The sequence below is a fragment of the Flavobacterium agri genome (assembly GCF_013401995.1).
GTDB lineage: Bacteria > Bacteroidota > Bacteroidia > Flavobacteriales > Flavobacteriaceae > Flavobacterium > Flavobacterium agri.
The window spans coordinates 382,042-399,597 of record NZ_JACBJI010000002.1 but is presented as its reverse complement, the minus strand read 5'-3'; the positions used below and the strand labels follow the sequence as shown (position 1 = coordinate 399,597).

General features: G+C 48.2%; 18 protein-coding genes. All 18 read left to right on the top strand.

Features of this window, described 5'->3' with window-relative positions:
• Nucleotides 1-323 precede the first annotated feature (323 nt).
• The 18 genes from aspS (at nucleotide 324) to HZF10_RS05705 (ending at nucleotide 17,556) form a co-directional block, all read left to right on the top strand.
• On the top strand, nucleotides 324-2,075 hold the full coding sequence (gene aspS / locus HZF10_RS05790; RefSeq protein ID WP_176005235.1) for an aspartate--tRNA ligase: 1,752 nt from the start codon (nucleotides 324-326) through the stop codon (nucleotides 2,073-2,075).
• Nucleotides 2,076-2,200: 125 nt separating this feature from the next.
• On the top strand, nucleotides 2,201-2,398 hold the full coding sequence (locus HZF10_RS05785; protein WP_176005234.1) for a cold-shock protein: 198 nt from the start codon (nucleotides 2,201-2,203) through the stop codon (nucleotides 2,396-2,398).
• A 183-nt stretch (nucleotides 2,399-2,581) separates the two neighbouring features.
• A complete protein-coding gene (locus HZF10_RS05780) occupies nucleotides 2,582-2,947 on the top strand; it encodes an NADH-quinone oxidoreductase subunit A (RefSeq protein ID WP_176005233.1) in 366 nt (121 codons plus the stop codon).
• 75 nt (nucleotides 2,948-3,022) lie between these two features.
• Nucleotides 3,023-3,577 carry an NADH-quinone oxidoreductase subunit B gene (locus HZF10_RS05775; protein WP_306454590.1) on the top strand — a complete coding sequence of 185 codons (555 nt, stop codon included), beginning with the start codon at nucleotides 3,023-3,025 and terminating at the stop codon, nucleotides 3,575-3,577.
• Between the two features lie 4 nt (nucleotides 3,578-3,581).
• Complete coding sequence (locus HZF10_RS05770) at nucleotides 3,582-4,112, top strand: NADH-quinone oxidoreductase subunit C (RefSeq protein WP_176005232.1); 531 nt, start codon at nucleotides 3,582-3,584, stop codon at nucleotides 4,110-4,112.
• Nucleotides 4,113-4,114: 2 nt separating this feature from the next.
• Nucleotides 4,115-5,350 (top strand): NADH-quinone oxidoreductase subunit D, encoded by a 1,236-nt coding sequence (locus HZF10_RS05765; RefSeq protein WP_176005231.1) that lies wholly within the window; start codon nucleotides 4,115-4,117, stop codon nucleotides 5,348-5,350.
• A 199-nt stretch (nucleotides 5,351-5,549) separates the two neighbouring features.
• Nucleotides 5,550-6,104 carry an NADH-quinone oxidoreductase subunit NuoE family protein gene (locus HZF10_RS05760; RefSeq protein ID WP_176005230.1) on the top strand — a complete coding sequence of 185 codons (555 nt, stop codon included), beginning with the start codon at nucleotides 5,550-5,552 and terminating at the stop codon, nucleotides 6,102-6,104.
• A complete protein-coding gene (nuoF, locus tag HZF10_RS05755; RefSeq protein ID WP_176005229.1) occupies nucleotides 6,079-7,443 on the top strand; it encodes an NADH-quinone oxidoreductase subunit NuoF in 1,365 nt (454 codons plus the stop codon). The genes HZF10_RS05760 and nuoF overlap by 26 nt, the downstream gene beginning before the upstream one ends.
• 11 nt (nucleotides 7,444-7,454) lie before the next feature.
• Entirely contained in the window at nucleotides 7,455-8,498 is a 1,044-nt protein-coding gene (locus tag HZF10_RS05750; protein WP_176005228.1) for an NADH-quinone oxidoreductase subunit G, read from the top strand.
• Nucleotides 8,498-9,550 carry an NADH-quinone oxidoreductase subunit NuoH gene (gene nuoH / locus HZF10_RS05745; RefSeq protein ID WP_176005227.1) on the top strand — a complete coding sequence of 351 codons (1,053 nt, stop codon included), beginning with the start codon at nucleotides 8,498-8,500 and terminating at the stop codon, nucleotides 9,548-9,550. Before HZF10_RS05750 ends, nuoH begins: the two co-directional genes overlap by 1 nt.
• Before the next feature lie 103 nt (nucleotides 9,551-9,653).
• The gene (locus tag HZF10_RS05740; RefSeq protein ID WP_176005226.1) at nucleotides 9,654-10,193 is read left to right on the top strand and encodes a NuoI/complex I 23 kDa subunit family protein; all 540 of its coding nucleotides are present in this window, start codon (nucleotides 9,654-9,656) and stop codon (nucleotides 10,191-10,193) included.
• Entirely contained in the window at nucleotides 10,193-10,708 is a 516-nt protein-coding gene (locus HZF10_RS05735; protein WP_176005225.1) for an NADH-quinone oxidoreductase subunit J family protein, read from the top strand. The genes HZF10_RS05740 and HZF10_RS05735 overlap by 1 nt, the downstream gene beginning before the upstream one ends.
• The gene (nuoK, locus tag HZF10_RS05730) at nucleotides 10,708-11,028 is read left to right on the top strand and encodes an NADH-quinone oxidoreductase subunit NuoK (protein WP_176005224.1); all 321 of its coding nucleotides are present in this window, start codon (nucleotides 10,708-10,710) and stop codon (nucleotides 11,026-11,028) included. Before HZF10_RS05735 ends, nuoK begins: the two co-directional genes overlap by 1 nt.
• Before the next feature lie 6 nt (nucleotides 11,029-11,034).
• Entirely contained in the window at nucleotides 11,035-12,939 is a 1,905-nt protein-coding gene (gene nuoL / locus HZF10_RS05725) for an NADH-quinone oxidoreductase subunit L (RefSeq protein WP_176005223.1), read from the top strand.
• A 3-nt stretch (nucleotides 12,940-12,942) separates the two neighbouring features.
• A complete protein-coding gene (locus HZF10_RS05720; protein ID WP_176005222.1) occupies nucleotides 12,943-14,379 on the top strand; it encodes a complex I subunit 4 family protein in 1,437 nt (478 codons plus the stop codon).
• A gap of 14 nt (nucleotides 14,380-14,393) precedes the next feature.
• Nucleotides 14,394-15,764, top strand: a complete 1,371-nt coding sequence (locus tag HZF10_RS05715) for an NADH-quinone oxidoreductase subunit N (protein ID WP_176005221.1) — start codon at nucleotides 14,394-14,396, stop codon at nucleotides 15,762-15,764.
• A 92-nt stretch (nucleotides 15,765-15,856) separates the two neighbouring features.
• Nucleotides 15,857-17,125, top strand: coding sequence for a Y-family DNA polymerase (locus tag HZF10_RS05710; protein ID WP_176005220.1), 1,269 nt, complete (start codon nucleotides 15,857-15,859; stop codon nucleotides 17,123-17,125).
• On the top strand, nucleotides 17,122-17,556 hold the full coding sequence (locus tag HZF10_RS05705; protein WP_176005219.1) for a LexA family protein: 435 nt from the start codon (nucleotides 17,122-17,124) through the stop codon (nucleotides 17,554-17,556). Before HZF10_RS05710 ends, HZF10_RS05705 begins: the two co-directional genes overlap by 4 nt.

The window sequence follows — 17,556 nt, the reverse complement described above, 5'->3', positions numbered from 1 at the left end:
GAAAATAAACGTCATCTGTAAAAGAAATCGTTTGTGAAATCCGACAACACGAGGCTTTAAAAAATCTTGAACCCTGCAGCGAGGGGTTTTCATCAAAAAAGGCGATAAATCTCCCCATACTTTAACAAAAAGTACATTTTTTCTGTATCAAGCTATCTGCAGTTTTTTGTAGGGACCACATCGCCCTTTCCCCGTAATGGCAAAGTTCGGATTTCCCCAAATACGCCAAGTGCACAAAAAATGTACTTTTTGTTAAACCGGCTACCCAAAATCCGACCGCGAGATTGCGTAATAATCCCTATTTTTGCAGCAAATTTTTCAAAATGTACAGAAGCCATAACTGCGGGGAACTCAACGCCTCGCATATCAATACAGAAGTTACGCTTGCCGGTTGGGTGCAAAAATCGCGCGACAAGGGTTTTATGTCGTGGGTCGATTTGCGCGACCGTTATGGAATTACGCAATTGATTTTCGATTCGGAGCGTACAGACAAAACCGTTTTCGAGAAAGCCCGCACATTGGGTCGCGAATTCGTGATCCAGGTGAAAGGAAAAGTCATCGAGCGCGAGTCGAAAAACCCGAATATGGCGACTGGCGATATCGAAATCCTTGTTTCTGAATTGAACATTTTGAACGAAGCGCTTTTGCCGCCTTTCACGATCGAGGACGAAACCGACGGCGGAGAGGAACTGCGCATGAAATACCGCTACATCGACATCCGACGCAATCCGGTCAAGAACAGTTTGTTGTTCCGACATAAAGTTTCTATGGGCGTCCGCAATTATTTGTCCGAAAAAGGATTTTGTGAAATCGAAACGCCATACCTTATTAAGTCGACTCCCGAAGGTGCTCGCGATTTCGTCGTGCCTTCGCGTATGAATCCGGGACAGTTTTACGCACTTCCACAGTCGCCGCAGACGTTCAAGCAACTTTTGATGGTCGGCGGAATGGACAAATATTTCCAGATCGTAAAATGTTTCCGCGACGAGGATTTGCGCGCCGACAGACAGCCTGAATTCACTCAGATCGACTGTGAAATGGCATTCGTCGAACAAGAAGATATCTTGAATGTTTTCGAAGGCTTGACGCGTCATCTCCTCAAGGAAATCAAAGGAATCGACGTGGCTGAATTCCCACGTATGACGTATGATCACGCGATGAAAACGTACGGAAACGACAAGCCGGACATCCGTTTCGGGATGGAATTCGGCGAACTCAATTCCGTCGCCCAAAACAAAGACTTTTCGGTGTTCAATTCGGCCGAGTTGGTTGTCGGGATCGCGGCTCCGAACTGCGGCGAAATGACGCGCAAGGAAATCGACGCGTTGATCGAATGGGTGAAACGCCCGCAAATCGGCGCAAGCGGAATGGTTTACGTGAAATGCAACACCGACGGTACTTTCAAATCATCCGTAGATAAATTCTACGACCAGGACGATTTGCAAAAATGGGCCGAAGCCACCGGAGCAAAAGCCGGCGACATGATTTTCATCTTGTCGGGCAACGCCAATAAAACGAGAACACAACTTTCGGCTTTGAGAATGGAACTCGCGACGCGTCTCGGGCTTAGGAACCCGGAAGTTTTCGCACCGCTTTGGGTGGTCGATTTCCCTTTGTTGGAATTCGATGAAGAATCGGGACGTTACCACGCGATGCACCACCCGTTCACGTCCCCGAAACCAGAGGATATGCACTTGCTTGAAACCGATCCCGGGAAAGTTCGCGCGAACGCTTACGATATGGTGTTGAACGGAAATGAAATCGGCGGCGGATCGATCCGTATACATGATAAGGAAACGCAGGCGTTGATGTTCAAATATTTAGGATTTACCGAAGAAGAAGCGCGTTACCAATTCGGATTCCTGATGGACGCTTTCCAGTTCGGAGCGCCGCCTCACGGTGGATTGGCGTTCGGATTGGACCGCTTGGTGGCGATTTTGGGCGGACAGGAAACCATACGCGATTTCATTGCGTTCCCTAAGAACAATTCGGGTCGCGATGTGATGATCGACGCGCCTTCGAATATCAATCCCGCCCAATTGGACGAATTGCAAATTAAGCTCAACGTAAAATAACGAATTCGTAATAAACGATTTCAAAACGCTGTTAATCAATAATTTTTGTATTTTTTTTAACGCTGTTCTTTTTTTTTTGCCTTTAAAGTTTAAATTTGTTTCACTAACATTTTATCCGATTAACAATGCGTACAGGTACTATTAAATTTTACATCGAATCCAAGGGATATGGGTTCATTACAGATGACGAAACAGGAAGAGACATCTTCGTTCATGCATCGGGCGTAAGAGCCGAAAACCTTAAGGAAGGCGATAAAGTCAACTTCGAGGAAGAAGAAGGCCGCAAAGGAAAAATTGCAGCTCAGGTAACATTGCTAAAGTAATCGCTATATAGCTTATTTTTTCAAGGGTTAAGGCGTCTCCAAACGGAGGCGCTTTTTTTATGTTTAAGTTTCTTATTTATAATGAATAAAAATTAGCCTCGCTCGAGACAGCACATCGGCTCAGGGTTGTTTTTTTCTATACATGCCGTTATCTTTGCAGTTATTCAAAAGCCGATTTTTCTTATGGAAACCAACCAAACGGATTACCTTCCGATTTTGATGCAGATGGGACTCGCCGTCGGATTCGTCGTCATGACCATCATCGTATCGTCTTTCCTCGGCCCTAAACGCAAATCACAGAACAAGGACAAGAACTTTGAGTGCGGTATCGAATCGATCGGTAACGCGCGTATCCCGTTTTCGGTAAAGTACTTCCTTGTCGCGATTTTGTTCGTTTTGTTCGACGTCGAAGTCATTTTCATGTATCCTTGGGCAACCAATTTCAAGGCGATGGGACTCGAAGGCTTGATCAAGATGGGCATTTTCATGTCGTTGCTCGTGGTCGGGTTCGTATATGTGATCCGCAAGAAAGGCCTTGAATGGGAATAAGATTTTAACTGCTGGAAGAAAATGAAGTGAGATGATGCAGCAGAAAACTCCAAATCGTTACTAAAAAAATCAAAAATGGCAGATTCAAATAACATCAATACCAACGCACCGATGCCCGAAGGTTATTCGGGAGAAGGTTTTTTCGCGACGAAACTCGACTCTGTCGTGGGTCTGGCACGTGCCAATTCGCTTTGGCCTTTGCCGTTCGCGACTTCGTGTTGCGGAATTGAATTCATGGCCACGATGGCATCGCATTACGACGTGGCGCGTTTCGGATCGGAACGTATGAGTTTTTCTCCGCGTCAAGCGGACATGTTGCTCGTCATGGGAACGATCGCCAAGAAAATGGCGCCGATCCTTCGCCAGGTTTACGAACAGATGGCCGAGCCGAAATGGGTTATCTCGGTCGGTGCTTGTGCTTGTTCGGGTGGTATTTTCGATACGTATTCGGTACTTCAGGGAATCGATAAGGTAATTCCGGTAGACGTTTACGTTCCGGGTTGCCCGCCAAGACCGGAACAAATCCTCGACGGCATCCTTCGTTTGCAGGATTTGGTGAAAACCGAATCGGTACGCCGACGCAGCTCGCCTGAATACCAGGAACTTTTGGCTTCTTATAACATCTCTTAATCTGATGGCTTTAGAACAAAACGCAATCATACAATCGCTCTCGGACCGTTTCGGCGGTACTGTGAGCGATTTCATCAATATACACGACATATTGACTTTCGAAGCGGATTCGGAATCCATCCTCGAGGTCATGGGCTTTTTGAAGGACGACGCCACGATGCGTTTCAACTTCCTGACCGACGTTTGCGGCATGCATTTCCCGGACGCCGACAAGAGCCGACAATTCTCAGTTGTGTATCACATGCACAACTGGATCGACAACGTCCGCATCCGCATCAAATGTTATTTGAACGGCGATAATCCCGAAATCGACAGCGTCACGCCTTTGTTCCTCGGAGCGAACTGGCAGGAACGCGAAACGTACGATTTCTACGGCATCATCTTCAAAGGGCATCCCCAACTCAAGCGCATCCTTAATATGGACGAAATGGTCTCCTTCCCGATGCGCAAGGAATTTCCGATGGAAGACGGCGGACGTACCGACAAAGACGACCGTTTCTTCGGACGTACAACCGATAACTACACCAAGTCGTAATTATGTCAGACTTACTCCTACCACCGGAACAGCGCTTTGCCGACGTCATCAAACGACACGAGAATGAAGACGGAAGCGAGCTCTCGATATTGAACCTCGGGCCGACACACCCTGCAACCCACGGGATTTTCCAGAACATCCTTTTGATGGATGGCGAAAGGATCCTCGACGGAGAAGGAACTGTCGGTTACATTCACCGCGCGTTTGAAAAAATCGCCGAGAACCGTCCGTTCTACCAAATCACGCCGCTTACCGACCGTATGAATTATTGTTCGTCCCCAATCAACAATTTCGGTTGGTGGATGACGGTCGAAAAGGCGCTCAACATCGAAATCCCGAAACGCGTCCAATACATGCGCGTCATCGTAATGGAACTCGCGCGCATCGCCGACCACATCATCTGCAACTCGGTTTTGGGTGTAGACACAGGCGCATTGACCGGATTCCTTTACGTTTTCCAATACAGAGAAAAAATTTACGAGATCTACGAAGAAATCTGCGGTGCGCGTCTCACGACGAACATGGGCAGGATCGGCGGTTTCGAACGCGATTGGTCGCCTCTCGTTTTCGAGAAGATCGAAGCGTTGCTCAAAGAATTCCCGCCGATCTGGCAAGAGTTCGAAAATCTGTTGATGCGCAACCGAATCTTTATGGATCGTACGATAGACGTAGGTCCTATTTCTGCAGAAAAAGCAATCTCTTACGGCTTCACGGGCCCGAACTTGCGCGCTGCGGGAATCGATTACGACGTTCGTGTCATGACGCCTTATTCTTCTTATGAAGATTTCGAATTCGACATTCCCGTCGGAAAATCGGGCGATACGTATGACCGTTTTTGCGTGCGGAATGCAGAGGTTTGGGAATCGCTCAAAATCATCCGACAAGCTATCGATAAAATGCCCGAAGGTCCGTATCATGCTGATGTTCCCGATTATTACCTTCCTCCGAAAGAAGACGTGTACCACAACATGGAAGCGCTCATTTATCACTTCAAAATCGTGATGGGTGAAGTTCCGGTTCCGGTTACCGAAGTCTATCACGCGGTCGAAGGCGGAAACGGCGAACTAGGCTTTTATTTGACGACCGACGGAAGCCGCACGCCTTACCGTTTGCACTTCCGCCGTCCGTGCTTTATTTATTACCAGGCGTTCAACGATATGGTTCAGGGACAAATGTTGTCCGACGCCATCGCGACGCTTTCGAGTTTGAATGTGATTGCGGGCGAACTAGACGCTTAGTAATTATGAATTATAAATTATGAATTGGGGTTTTGTGAAAATTCAAGTCTCTTTCCTGAAACACGATTTTCGCCACTTCAATTAAATTCAGCAAAAAAGATTACAGATTATGAATTGATTTTCGATTATGAAGCCGGATTTGTTCCTTTTGGACATTTTCATTCATAATTCATCATTCCTAATTTATAATTAGAAAAATATGGATCGTTCTATCAGAATACATCAAGACATAAACATCACCGACGCTTTGATGGCGCGCATCAACGAATTGTTGAGCCATTATCCGGATGACAAGCGCAAGTCGGCATTGCTTCCGATTTTGCACGAAGTACAGGATGCGCACGACAACTGGCTTTCGGTCGAGTTGATGGACAAAGTTGCAGAGATCATCGGAATCAAGCCTATCGAGGTTTACGAAGTCGCGAGTTTTTATACCATGTACAACCTCAAACCCATCGGGAAGTACATGTTCGAATTCTGCCAGACGTCGTGCTGCGCGATAAACGGTGTAGAAAACCTTATGGATTACACTTGCGACAAGCTCGGCATCGAAGTCGGAAAAACTACAGCTGACGGCATGTTCACCGTAAAAGGCGTGGAATGTCTCGGCGCTTGCGGATACGCTCCCATGATGCAGCTCGGAGATTTCTACCATGAAAACCTTACTCCGGCCAAAATCGACCAACTCATCGAAGATTGCCGCGCAGGCAAAATCAACATGACCAACCATGGCACAGAAGATATTACTAGATAAAATAAACGTTCCCGGAATCAAGGGTTACGAAGTCTATCGCCAAAACGGCGGTTACGCTTCTGTTGAAAAAGCCTTAAAGATGACTCCGGATGAAATCGTCGAGGAAGTCAAAACCTCTGGTCTTCGCGGTCGCGGTGGCGCGGGTTTCCCTGCCGGAATGAAATGGAGTTTCATCGACAAAAAATCGGGCAAGCCGAGACATTTGGTGTGCAATGCCGACGAGTCTGAACCCGGAACCTTCAAAGACAGATTCCTCATGGAATACATTCCGCACTTGCTAATTGAAGGCATGATCACGTCTTCGTATGCTTTGGGCGCGAATTTGTCGTACATCTACATCCGAGGCGAATACATGTGGGTGTTCAAAATCCTAGAAAAAGCGATCGCTGAGGCAAAAGCGGCCGGCTGGCTCGGAAAAAATATCAAAGGTTCAGGTTACGACCTTGAGCTTTATGTGCATTGCGGTGCGGGTGCTTACATCTGCGGAGAAGAAACCGCGCTGATCGAATCGCTCGAAGGCAAACGCGGAAACCCGAGAATCAAACCGCCATTTCCGGCCGTTTCCGGTCTTTGGGCAAATCCGACGGTTGTAAACAACGTAGAAACGATTGCTGCCGTGCCGTGGATCGTCATGAACACAGGCGCGGAATATGCCAAAATCGGAATCGGACGTTCGACTGGGACGAAGTTGATTTCAGCTTCGGGCCACATCAAAAATCCCGGTGTTTACGAAATCGAGCTTGGTCTTTCGGTTTATGAGTTCATGAATTCGGACGAATACCTTGGCGGAATGAGTTCGGACAGACCTTTGAAAGCATTCGTTCCCGGAGGTTCATCGGTACCGATTCTTCCTGCCAATTTGATTTATAAAACGGCGAACGGTGAAGATCGCTTGATGTCATACGAATCATTGTCCGACGGCGGTTTCGCAACTGGCTCCATGCTTGGTTCGGGCGGATTCATCGTCTACAACGACACGTCTTGTATCGTACGAAATACCTGGAATTTCTCCCGCTTCTATCACCATGAATCTTGCGGTCAATGTTCGCCTTGCCGCGAAGGAACAGGCTGGCTTGAGAAAGTTTTACATAGAATCGAAAACGGTCACGGACGCGAAGAAGACATCGATCTTTTGTGGAGCATCCAAGCCAAAATCGAAGGAAATACCATTTGCCCGCTTGGAGATGCGGCAGCTTGGCCGGTTGCGGCTGCGATCCGTCATTTCCGCGATGAATTCGAATACCACGTGCGTTTCCCTGAAAAAATCAAGAACCGTGATCACTTCGTTGAAGAACCGTTCGAAAAAGTCAAACACCTGATAGCGAAAGCTACAGTCTAGACATCACAATTATGAAAGTAACCATAGATGGTCAAAGCATAGACGTCGAACCAGGAACAACAATCCTGCAGGCGGCCCGCATGATTGGAGGCGAATCGGTTCCTCCGGCCATGTGCTATTACTCAAAACTCAAAGGCAGCGGCGGAAAATGCCGTTGTTGTTTGGTTGAAGTTTCCAAAGGTTCGGAAGCTGATCCGCGTCCGATGCCGAAGCTCGTCGCTTCTTGCGTGACGGGCGTGATGGACGGAATGGAAGTGAACAGCACCGCATCCGAAAGAGTAACCGACGCGCGTAAATCGGTGACCGAATTCCTTTTGATCAACCATCCGCTTGACTGTCCGGTTTGCGACCAGGCCGGTGAGTGCGATCTTCAGAATCTGAGCTTCAAGCACGGAAAGTCCGAAACCAGATATATCGAAGAAAAAAGGACGTTCGAACCCGAAGACATCGGCCCGAACATCCAACTTCACATGAACCGTTGCATTTTGTGCTACCGTTGCGTGATGGTCGCCGACCAATTGACTGACGGACGTGTTCACGGCGTTTTGGACAGAGGCGACCACTCGAATATCTCGACTTGTATCTCGAAAGCCATCGACAATGAGTTTTCAGGAAACATGATCGACGTTTGTCCGGTTGGTGCTTTGACCGATAAAACCTTCCGATTCAAGTCGCGCGTTTGGTTCAACAAACCGTTCAACGCTCACAGAAATTGCGATAAATGTTGCGGAAAGACCACCGTTTGGATGTTCGGAAACGAAATCCAGCGCGTGACGGGACGCAAAGACGAATACCACGAAGTTGAGGAATTCATCTGCAACGAATGCCGTTTCGACCACAAAGACGCGAACGATTGGGTAATTGAAGGACCGCGCCGTTTCGAGAAAGATTCGGTTATCAACGCGAACAATTACACGCGTAAAATCGCTCCTGTCGTCATCGAAACCGAAGAGAAAATCTTGCTCGGACGAGACGAAGACAGAAAGAAAATCTCGATGGCGTCGCGACCGCTTCGCCCCGAAGAACAAGAAGTATTTAAAGAAGGAAACGTATAATGGAGAGCGCAATCATCATAGAAAAGTCGATTTTCATCTTCACGATTTTCGCGATCACGATGTTGGCCGCGATGTATTCGACTTGGGCCGAAAGAAAAGTCGCCGCTTGGCTTCAGGATCGTATCGGACCGAACCGCGCCGGGCCGCTTGGGCTTTTGCAGCCGCTTGCCGACGGTATGAAATTGTTCTCGAAAGAAGAATTCCTTCCGAACACACCGAATAAATTCCTGTTCGTAGTCGGACCTGCCATTTCGATGAGCGTGGCTTTGATGACGAGCGCCGTAATTCCTTGGGGCGACAAATTGGTCATCGGCGGACACGAAGTGATTTTACAGGCGACGGACATTGACGTCTCGATTCTTTACGTTTTCGGCGTTTTGTCTGTTGGCGTTTACGGCATCATGATCGGCGGATGGGCATCGAACAACAAATTCTCGTTGATGAGTGCGATGCGTGCGTCTTCGCAGATGATTTCGTACGAAGTCGCGATGGGCTTGTCGTTGATCGCTTTGCTGATGATGAGCGGAACGTTGAGCTTAAAAGAAATTTCGGAACAACAGGCGGGAATGAACTGGAATGTGTTCTACCAACCGCTCGGATTCATCATTTTCCTTGTGTGTTCGTTTGCGGAAACCAACCGTACGCCATTTGACTTGGCGGAATGCGAGGCCGAATTGATCGGAGGTTACCACACCGAATATTCATCGATGCGAATGGGCTTCTATTTGTTCGCCGAATATGCGAGTATGTTCATCTCGTCTACGATCTTGTCGGTGCTTTATTTTGGCGGATACAATTATCCTGGAATGGGATGGGCGATCGAACATTGGGGCGTGAATGCCGGCAACTTGATTGGAGTCGCCGTGTTGTTCATCAAGATTTGTGCGTTCATCTTTTTCTTTATGTGGGTAAGATGGACAATCCCGAGATTCCGTTACGACCAATTGATGCGTTTGGGCTGGCAAGGTTTGATTCCGTTGGCAATCGCGAACATCGTGATTACGGGGTTGGTTATGGTGAGACATGAACTTGCGGCAGCGCTAGGGTTTTGATAGGCCGCTCCTCGACTGCGCTCGGAGCATTCCCTAGCTCCGAGCGCAGTCGAGGAGCCATAAAAAAGTAAAAAAATCGCGTCAGCGAATAAAGAATAATAAAATGTCAGTACAGACAATGTCCCTATCGGGACGCAAAAAAGAAGTTTCCAACAAAAAGATGTCTTTTTGGGAAAGCCTATATCTGGTGGCGATCGTAAAAGGTTTGTGGATTACGATCGGGCACTTGTTCACGCGCAAAGTCACGGTGAAATATCCCGAAGAAGTTCGTACGCGATCAGCCGTTTGGCGCGGCCAGCACATGCTCAAACGCGATGAGCAAGGTCGTGAAAACTGTACAGCCTGCGGATTGTGCGCGCTTTCATGTCCGGCCGAGGCCATCACGATGACGGCCGCCGAGCGCAAACCAGATGAAAAACACTTGTACCGCGAAGAGAAATATGCTTCGGTATACGAAATCAACATGCTGCGTTGCATTTTCTGCGGATTGTGCGAAGAAGCCTGTCCGAAAGACGCGATTTATTTGACAGAATCGAAGGTTTTGGTGCCGGCGAGCTACGAACGCGAAGATTTTATTTTCGGGAAGGACAAATTGGTCATGCCGCTTGAAATGGCGTTGGCGAATTCTAAAAACAAGAACTAATGTCGACAGTTTTACTCATATTCTGCATTCTTTCGGCCATTACGCTATCGACTGCTTTCCTTACGATTTTTTCGAAACAACCGATCCATAGCGCGATTTACCTCGTGTTGTGTTTCTTTTCGGTCGCCGGACATTACTTGTTGTTCAACGCCCAGTTCTTGGCCGTCGTCCACATCATCGTGTATTCGGGAGCGATCATGATTTTGTTCCTGTTTACGGTCATGCTCATGAACCTGAACAAGGAAGACGAAGTACACAAACCGCGCGTGACGCGACTTGCAGCGGGAATTATCTTCATTTTGACGTCTTTGGTGCTGCTTGCTATTTTCATCCAGACCAAACCGATTGTCGGGCCTTACGACGATACGGGCGTCGACTACCAATCAATCAAAGTCTTGGGCCAAGTGTTGCTCAACGAATATATGGTGCCTTTCGAATTCGCTTCGATCTTGCTTTTGGTCGCGATGATCGGTGCCGTGCTATTGTCTAAACGTGAAAAAACCGAGAAGAACTGATGGGAAATGTCTTAAACCAGATCGGTATTGAAAACTACATTTTCCTGTGCGTGATTTTGTTCAGCATAGGTGTGTTTGGCGTGTTGTACAGACGCAACGCGATCATCGTTTTCATGTCGATCGAAATCATGTTAAACGCCGTAAACCTTTTGTTCGTGGCCTTTTCAACCTATCACCAGGACGCGCAGGGACAGGTTTTCGTGTTCTTTTCGATGGCGGTGGCTGCGGCCGAAGTCGCGGTAGGACTTGCGATCGTCGTATCGATTTTCCGCAATTTGGGATCGATCGACATCGATAATTTGAAAAATCTAAAAGGATAAGCGCGCATGGATACAGCTTACATTTTACTTTTATTGCTTGCCCCTTTTGCGGGATTCCTTTTCAACGTTTTCTTTGGAAAGAAGGCCGGACACAACGGCGCCGGATACATCGCGACTTTCGCCGTATTCGTGTCTTTCCTTGTGACTTTATTTTATTTCATCAGGATCAACCAGACGGGACAGGCCGTTTCGGTCAAGCTTTTCGACTGGATCCAGATCAGCACGTTCAAGCTTTCGTTCGGGGTTTTGCTCGATCAATTGTCTTTGTTGTGGCTGATGTTCGTGACCGGGATCGGATCGTTGATCCATCTGTACTCGATTTCGTACATGCACGATGACGAGAACCGACACAAATTCTTCGCTTACCTGAACCTTTTCGTTTTCTTCATGATCACGCTCGTCGTGGGCAGCAACCTTTTGGTGATGTTCATCGGATGGGAAGGCGTAGGATTGTGTTCGTATCTACTCATCGGATTCTGGTACAAAAACCAGGATTACAACGACGCGGCCAAGAAAGCGTTCATCATGAACCGCATAGGCGATTTGGGCTTTCTGATCGGGATGTTTCTGCTCGGACACTTGTTCACGACGCTCGATTACGCCGATATGAAAATCACGATCGAAGGCGGGACGAACGCCGCGAATACAGGTTGGATCGCAGCTGCGGCTTTGGCATTGTTCATCGGCGCTTGCGGTAAATCGGCACAAATTCCTTTGTATACCTGGTTGCCCGACGCGATGGCAGGCCCGACTCCGGTTTCGGCTCTCATCCACGCCGCGACGATGGTAACTTCCGGTATTTTCATGATCACGCGTCTCAATTTCCTTTTCGGATTGGACAACGTCGACATGCACACGGTGAATCTTGTAATTGCCGTTGTCGGTGCCGTGACCGCTTTGGTCGCCGCAACCATCGGATTAGTCCAGAACGACATCAAGAAAGTACTCGCCTACTCTACGGTTTCACAACTTGGTCTGATGTTCCTCGCTTTGGGCTTGGGCGCTTACGAAGTCGCCGTTTTCCACGTAATCACGCACGCATTCTTCAAAGCTTGTTTGTTCCTCGGTTCGGGTTCGGTCATCCACGCGATGCACGGCGAACAGGACATGAGAAACATGGGCGGGCTCAAAAAATGGATGTCGGTCACGTATATCACGTTCTTGATTTCGTCTTTGGCGATTTCCGGAATCCCGCCATTCTCAGGTTTCTTCTCTAAGGATGAAATCTTGATGACGGCTTTCCATTCGAATACCGTTCTTTGGGCGATCGCTTCTTTGGCATCGATCATGACGGCATTTTACATGTTCCGTTTGTTGTACCTGACGTTCTTCAAGGAATTCCGCGGAACGGACGAACAGAAACACCACTTGCACGAAAGCCCTGCGTTGATCACCTTCCCGCTTATCGTGCTTGCGATTTTGGCTACCGTCGGCGGATTCATCAGCTTGCCTGGAAACAGCTGGCTCAATAATTACCTCGCGCCTGTCATCGCACACAAAGGCCACGGCGAGCACCACCTTGACAACACGGCTTATATGCTTATGGCAATCGCGGTCGTAGGCGGTTTGATCGGAATCGGCATAGCGTACGCCAAATACATCAAGAAAAGCGAAGTTCCGCCTGCAGATGCAGAAATGACGGGCTTCCACAAACTTCTATACAACAAATATTACGTAGATGAGATTTACGAAAGCCTATTCGTCAAACCTATCAACGCGCTTTCTACATTCTTCAGGGATACTCTGGAAACCGCGCTTTCGGGTCTGGTTTACGGTTTCGGCAAAGTGACCAATGCCATCAGCGACAAAGGTCGTTTGGTACAAAACGGAAGTATCGGCCGCTACCTTTTCGCCTTCACGCTTGGTGTGGTCGCCATCATCACTTATTTGTTTTACAACAAAATCGCTTAACCAATGGATGTAAGTATTATTCTGATTTTACTTTTGGCAGGAACCCTTGTAACGCTTTTCTCCGGGAAAGCCGCAGGGAAAGTCGCTTTGGCGTTCGGCCTTCTTGCTTTGGGTGCATCCGTTGCGCTACTCACCAAATTCAACGCTCATCAAAACATCGGATGTTTGGGCGTTTGGATGGAAAACCCGCAAATCTACTTTGCGCTCAACGGAGACGGCCTTTCGCTTGCGATGGTGTTGCTCACGACTTCGCTTTTGCCGATCATCATGTATTCGACTTTCGGCAGTGAGGTCAAAAATCCTTCATCGTTTTATGCGTTGATTTTGTTCATGGGATTCGCCATGGTCGGGACTTTCCTCGCCGCCGACGGATTCCTGTACTATATTTTCTGGGAACTCGCGCTTATCCCGATTTATTTCATTGCACTCAATTGGGGTAACGGAGACGCTAAAGAGCGTCAAAAAGCGGTAGTGAAGTTTTTCATCTATACGTTTGCAGGTTCGTTGTTCATGCTGGCTTCATTCGCCTATTTGTATACGAAAGCCGGGAATTTCCTTATCGGAAACCTTTCGGCCTTATCGCTTTCGGCCGACGAACAATTCTGGATTTTCCTCGGATTCTTCGCCGCATACGCGATCAAGATTCCATTGATTCCTTTCCATACATGGCAGGCCGCCGTTTACCAAAAAGCGCCGACCGCAGGAACCATGTTGCTTTCGGGTATCATGCTCAAAATGGGATTGTATAGCGTTTTGCGTTGGCAATTGCCGATCGCGCCATACGCAGCGAAAACGTTCATGACGATTTTCATCGTGTTCGGAATAGCGGGTACGATTTACGGATCGATCGTCGCGCTTCGTCAAAAAGACCTCAAGAAACTCCTCGCCTATTCGTCTTTGGCCCACGTCGGGTTGATTGCGGCCGGTGCGTATACGTTGACCGTCGACGGACTTCGCGGAGCTGTCCTTCAAATGATCTCTCACGGTTTCGTAATCGTCGGATTGTTCTTCGCAGCCGAAGTGATTTTCCGTCGCTATCAAACGCGTGAAATTTCAGAAATGGGCGGAATCCGTGTCCAGGCACCGAAATTCACGTCTATGTTCATGATTTTGGTACTTGCGTCGGTGGCGCTTCCTTCTACGTTCAACTTCGTAGGCGAATTCACCGTGCTTTACGGATTGTCGAGCATCAACATCTGGTTCCCGATTTTGGGAGGTTTGACCATCATCCTCGGCGCTTACTACATGCTCAAAATGTTCCAGAACGTCATGCTCGGAGAAGCCAATCCGAAACCGTTTGCCGATATCACGTTCCAGGAAGGATTGACGATGGGCGTCATCATCGCCGTGCTGTTCTTCTTCGGATTGTATCCGAAACCGATCGTAGACATGATCACGCCAAGCATCGAACAAATTTTAAGTTACACCCATAAGTTATAATTAGACAATAAGACATGAATACATTACTGGCAATAACGGGAATAGGTGTTTTGTGCCTTTTGTTTGAGATCGCGAACCTGCGCAAGGCCATCGTTCCGTTTACCGTAGTCGCACTTTTGGGCACTTTGGGCATTACGCTTTCCGATTACGGAACAGTGCACAGCCATTACAACAACATGATCGTGACCAACAATTTCTCGGTTTCGTTTTCGGCTTTGTTTATCGTGCTTACGATTTTCCTCGTCGCTTTGAGCGGTGATTTTTATCGCAAGACCGAAGCCAAGATTTCCGATTTCGTTTCGATCAAGATCTTTTTGCTCGCCGGAGCCGTCGCTATGGTTTCGTTCGGCAACCTGTCTATGTTTTTCCTCGGGATTGAAGTACTTTCGATTTCACTCTATATCCTGGCTGCGAGCCAACGTTTGAACATTAGGAGCAACGAAGCGGGAATGAAGTATTTCCTTATGGGATCGTTCGCTTCGGGTATCATTTTGTTTGGAATCTGTTTGATTTACGGCGCAATGGGAACGTTCGACATTCAGGAGATTTCAGAATTGACCGGATCGGCCGAATTGCCCGAATGGTTCTTTATCGGAATCGTATTGCTGACGATCGGGATGCTGTTCAAAATCGCCGCCGTGCCTTTCCATTTTTGGGCTCCGGACGTATACGAAGGTTCACCTACATTGACCACAGCCGTGATGAGCACGCTTACAAAAGTTGTGGCAATGGCAGCATTTTATAAGCTTTTGACGGGCATGAACGCCAATATTTCGTACGAATATGAAATGGTCATCATGGTGGTTTCTATCGCATCGATGACGGTCGGTAACATCATGGCCTTGCGTCAGACGAATGCCAAAAGGATGCTCGCGTTTTCGGGTATTTCGCACGCCGGATTCATGTTGATGACGTTGCTTAACATCACTTCGTCCGCAGGAACGCTATTGTATTACGCTTCGGCTTATGCCTTGGCCGGAATCGCCGCTTTCGCCGTAATCCTTTACGTGTGCCGCGACAAAGAAAACGAAGATATCTACAACTTCAACGGACTCGGAAAAACACGTCCGGTTTTGGCCGCCGTGCTTACGGCCGCATTGCTTTCGATGGCCGGAATCCCGATTTTCGCCGGATTCTTCGCCAAGTTCGCGTTGTTCTCCCAAACCATCAAAGCGGGTTATTTGGTCATGGTCATCGCAGCGGTAATCAACTCGATCATCAGCGTCGGGTATTACTTCAAACTGATCTTGGCTATGTACACGAAAGATTCGACCGAAGAAGCGACGAAAGTTCCGGTTGTTTTTTACGCCGTCGGAGTGCTTTCTATCCTGATCAATATCGCGATCGGATTGTATCCGTCTTTCGTGATCAACCTCATCAAGTAATTTATCTTACTCCATAAAAAAAGGCGTCCTGGTTCGGGCGCCTTTTTTGTTTTTTGGCATTCTGCTTTGGTCGTATCGCTTACCTTTACAACATGTACGCTTTAGTCGATTGCAACAACTTTTACGTGTCCTGCGAGCGCGTTTTCCGACCTGATTTGATCGGGAAACCCGTAGTGGTGCTGTCCAACAATGACGGCTGTATCATTTCGCGCAGCGACGAAGCGAAAGCCCTTGGCATCGACATGGCGGCTCCCGAGTTCAAGATCCGAAACGAGCTCAAGGAAAAAGGCGTTACCGTATTCTCGTCCAACTATCCGCTTTATGGCGACTTGAGCCAGCGTGTGATGGAGACGTTGCGCCAATTTACGCCAAATATCGAAGTCTATAGCATTGACGAGGCTTTCCTGAATTTCGATGGCGTCCCGGTTTCCGATTATTTCGATTATGGAACGCAGATGAAACAACGTATCGGCAAATGCATCGGAATCCCGGTTTGCGTGGGGATTGCGCCTACCAAAGCGCTTTCGAAAATCGCCAATAAGATCGCGCGCAAATTTCCCGAAAGGACGCAAGGCGTATACGTGATCGACTCCGATGAAAAACGCCTCAAAGCCTTGGCGTGGACGCCGATAGCCGCCGTTTGGGGCATCGGCCATCGCATGAAGAAAAAACTGCAGGCGCGCGGCGTTAATACCGCCCTCGACTTTATCGACCCCAAACACAACGAATGGATCAAAAGCACCATGGGTGTAACCGGATTGCGGTTGGTCAAGGAACTGCACGGACAATCGGTATTAACGCTCGAAGAAGCACCTACCAAAAAAAGTATCGCCATTACGCGAAGCTTTCCGAATAAACTTACCGAATTCGATGCGTTGCGCGAACGCGTAGCCACATTCGCATCGGTCTGTGCCGAAAAACTGCGCAAGCAACATTCGTGCTGCCATACCATAATCGTGATGCTCGGCACGATGGACGCTCAAGCCACACGCCAACGCGAATTCTTCCAGGAAGCCACCACTATCGCGTTCGGTACGAATTCGACCATCACCATTGTCGGAGCCGCCATAGAATTGCTCGAAAGGCTGTATGCGCGACACGAAGGATTGCGGTTCCAGAAAGCCGGTGTAATCGTCACGCAACTCGTTCCTGAAAACGAAAAACAGTTCGATTTGTTCGAGGACGAGAATCCTAAGCATCTGGCGTTGATGAAAACCATCGACCGCCTCAACGATAAGATAGGCGACCGCAAAATACGCATCGCGGCACAAGACGAGAAAACCTGGAACATGCGCCAAAACCTGCGTTCGCCACGATATACGACAAGACCCGATGAAATCCTGATCGTAAATTGCAAATGAAAAAGAAAAACGAGCTCGAATTCTTCGCTCCAGACACCAACTTCCCTCTGGAGATTCCGCATGCCGATACGGGCGTCTCGGCTGGATTTCCGTCTCCGGCCATGGATTTCATGGAAACGCGGCTCGACATCAACAAGTTGCTAATCAAAAATCCGTTGTCTACATTTTATGTAAAGGTGAACGGGAATTCGATGGTGAATGCGGGCATCAAAAACGGCGACCTGCTCATCGTGGACCGCAGCCTTTCGCCCGAAAATTCGAGCATAGCCGTTTGCTTCATCGATGGGGAATTTACCGTAAAGCGGCTGCTCGTCGAGAAAGACGGATTGATGCTGATGCCCGAAAACGAACATTATCTTCCGATCAAAATCACCGAAGGCAACACGTTTTTCGTTTGGGGAATCGTGACGCACGTCATCAGCAAACTTTGA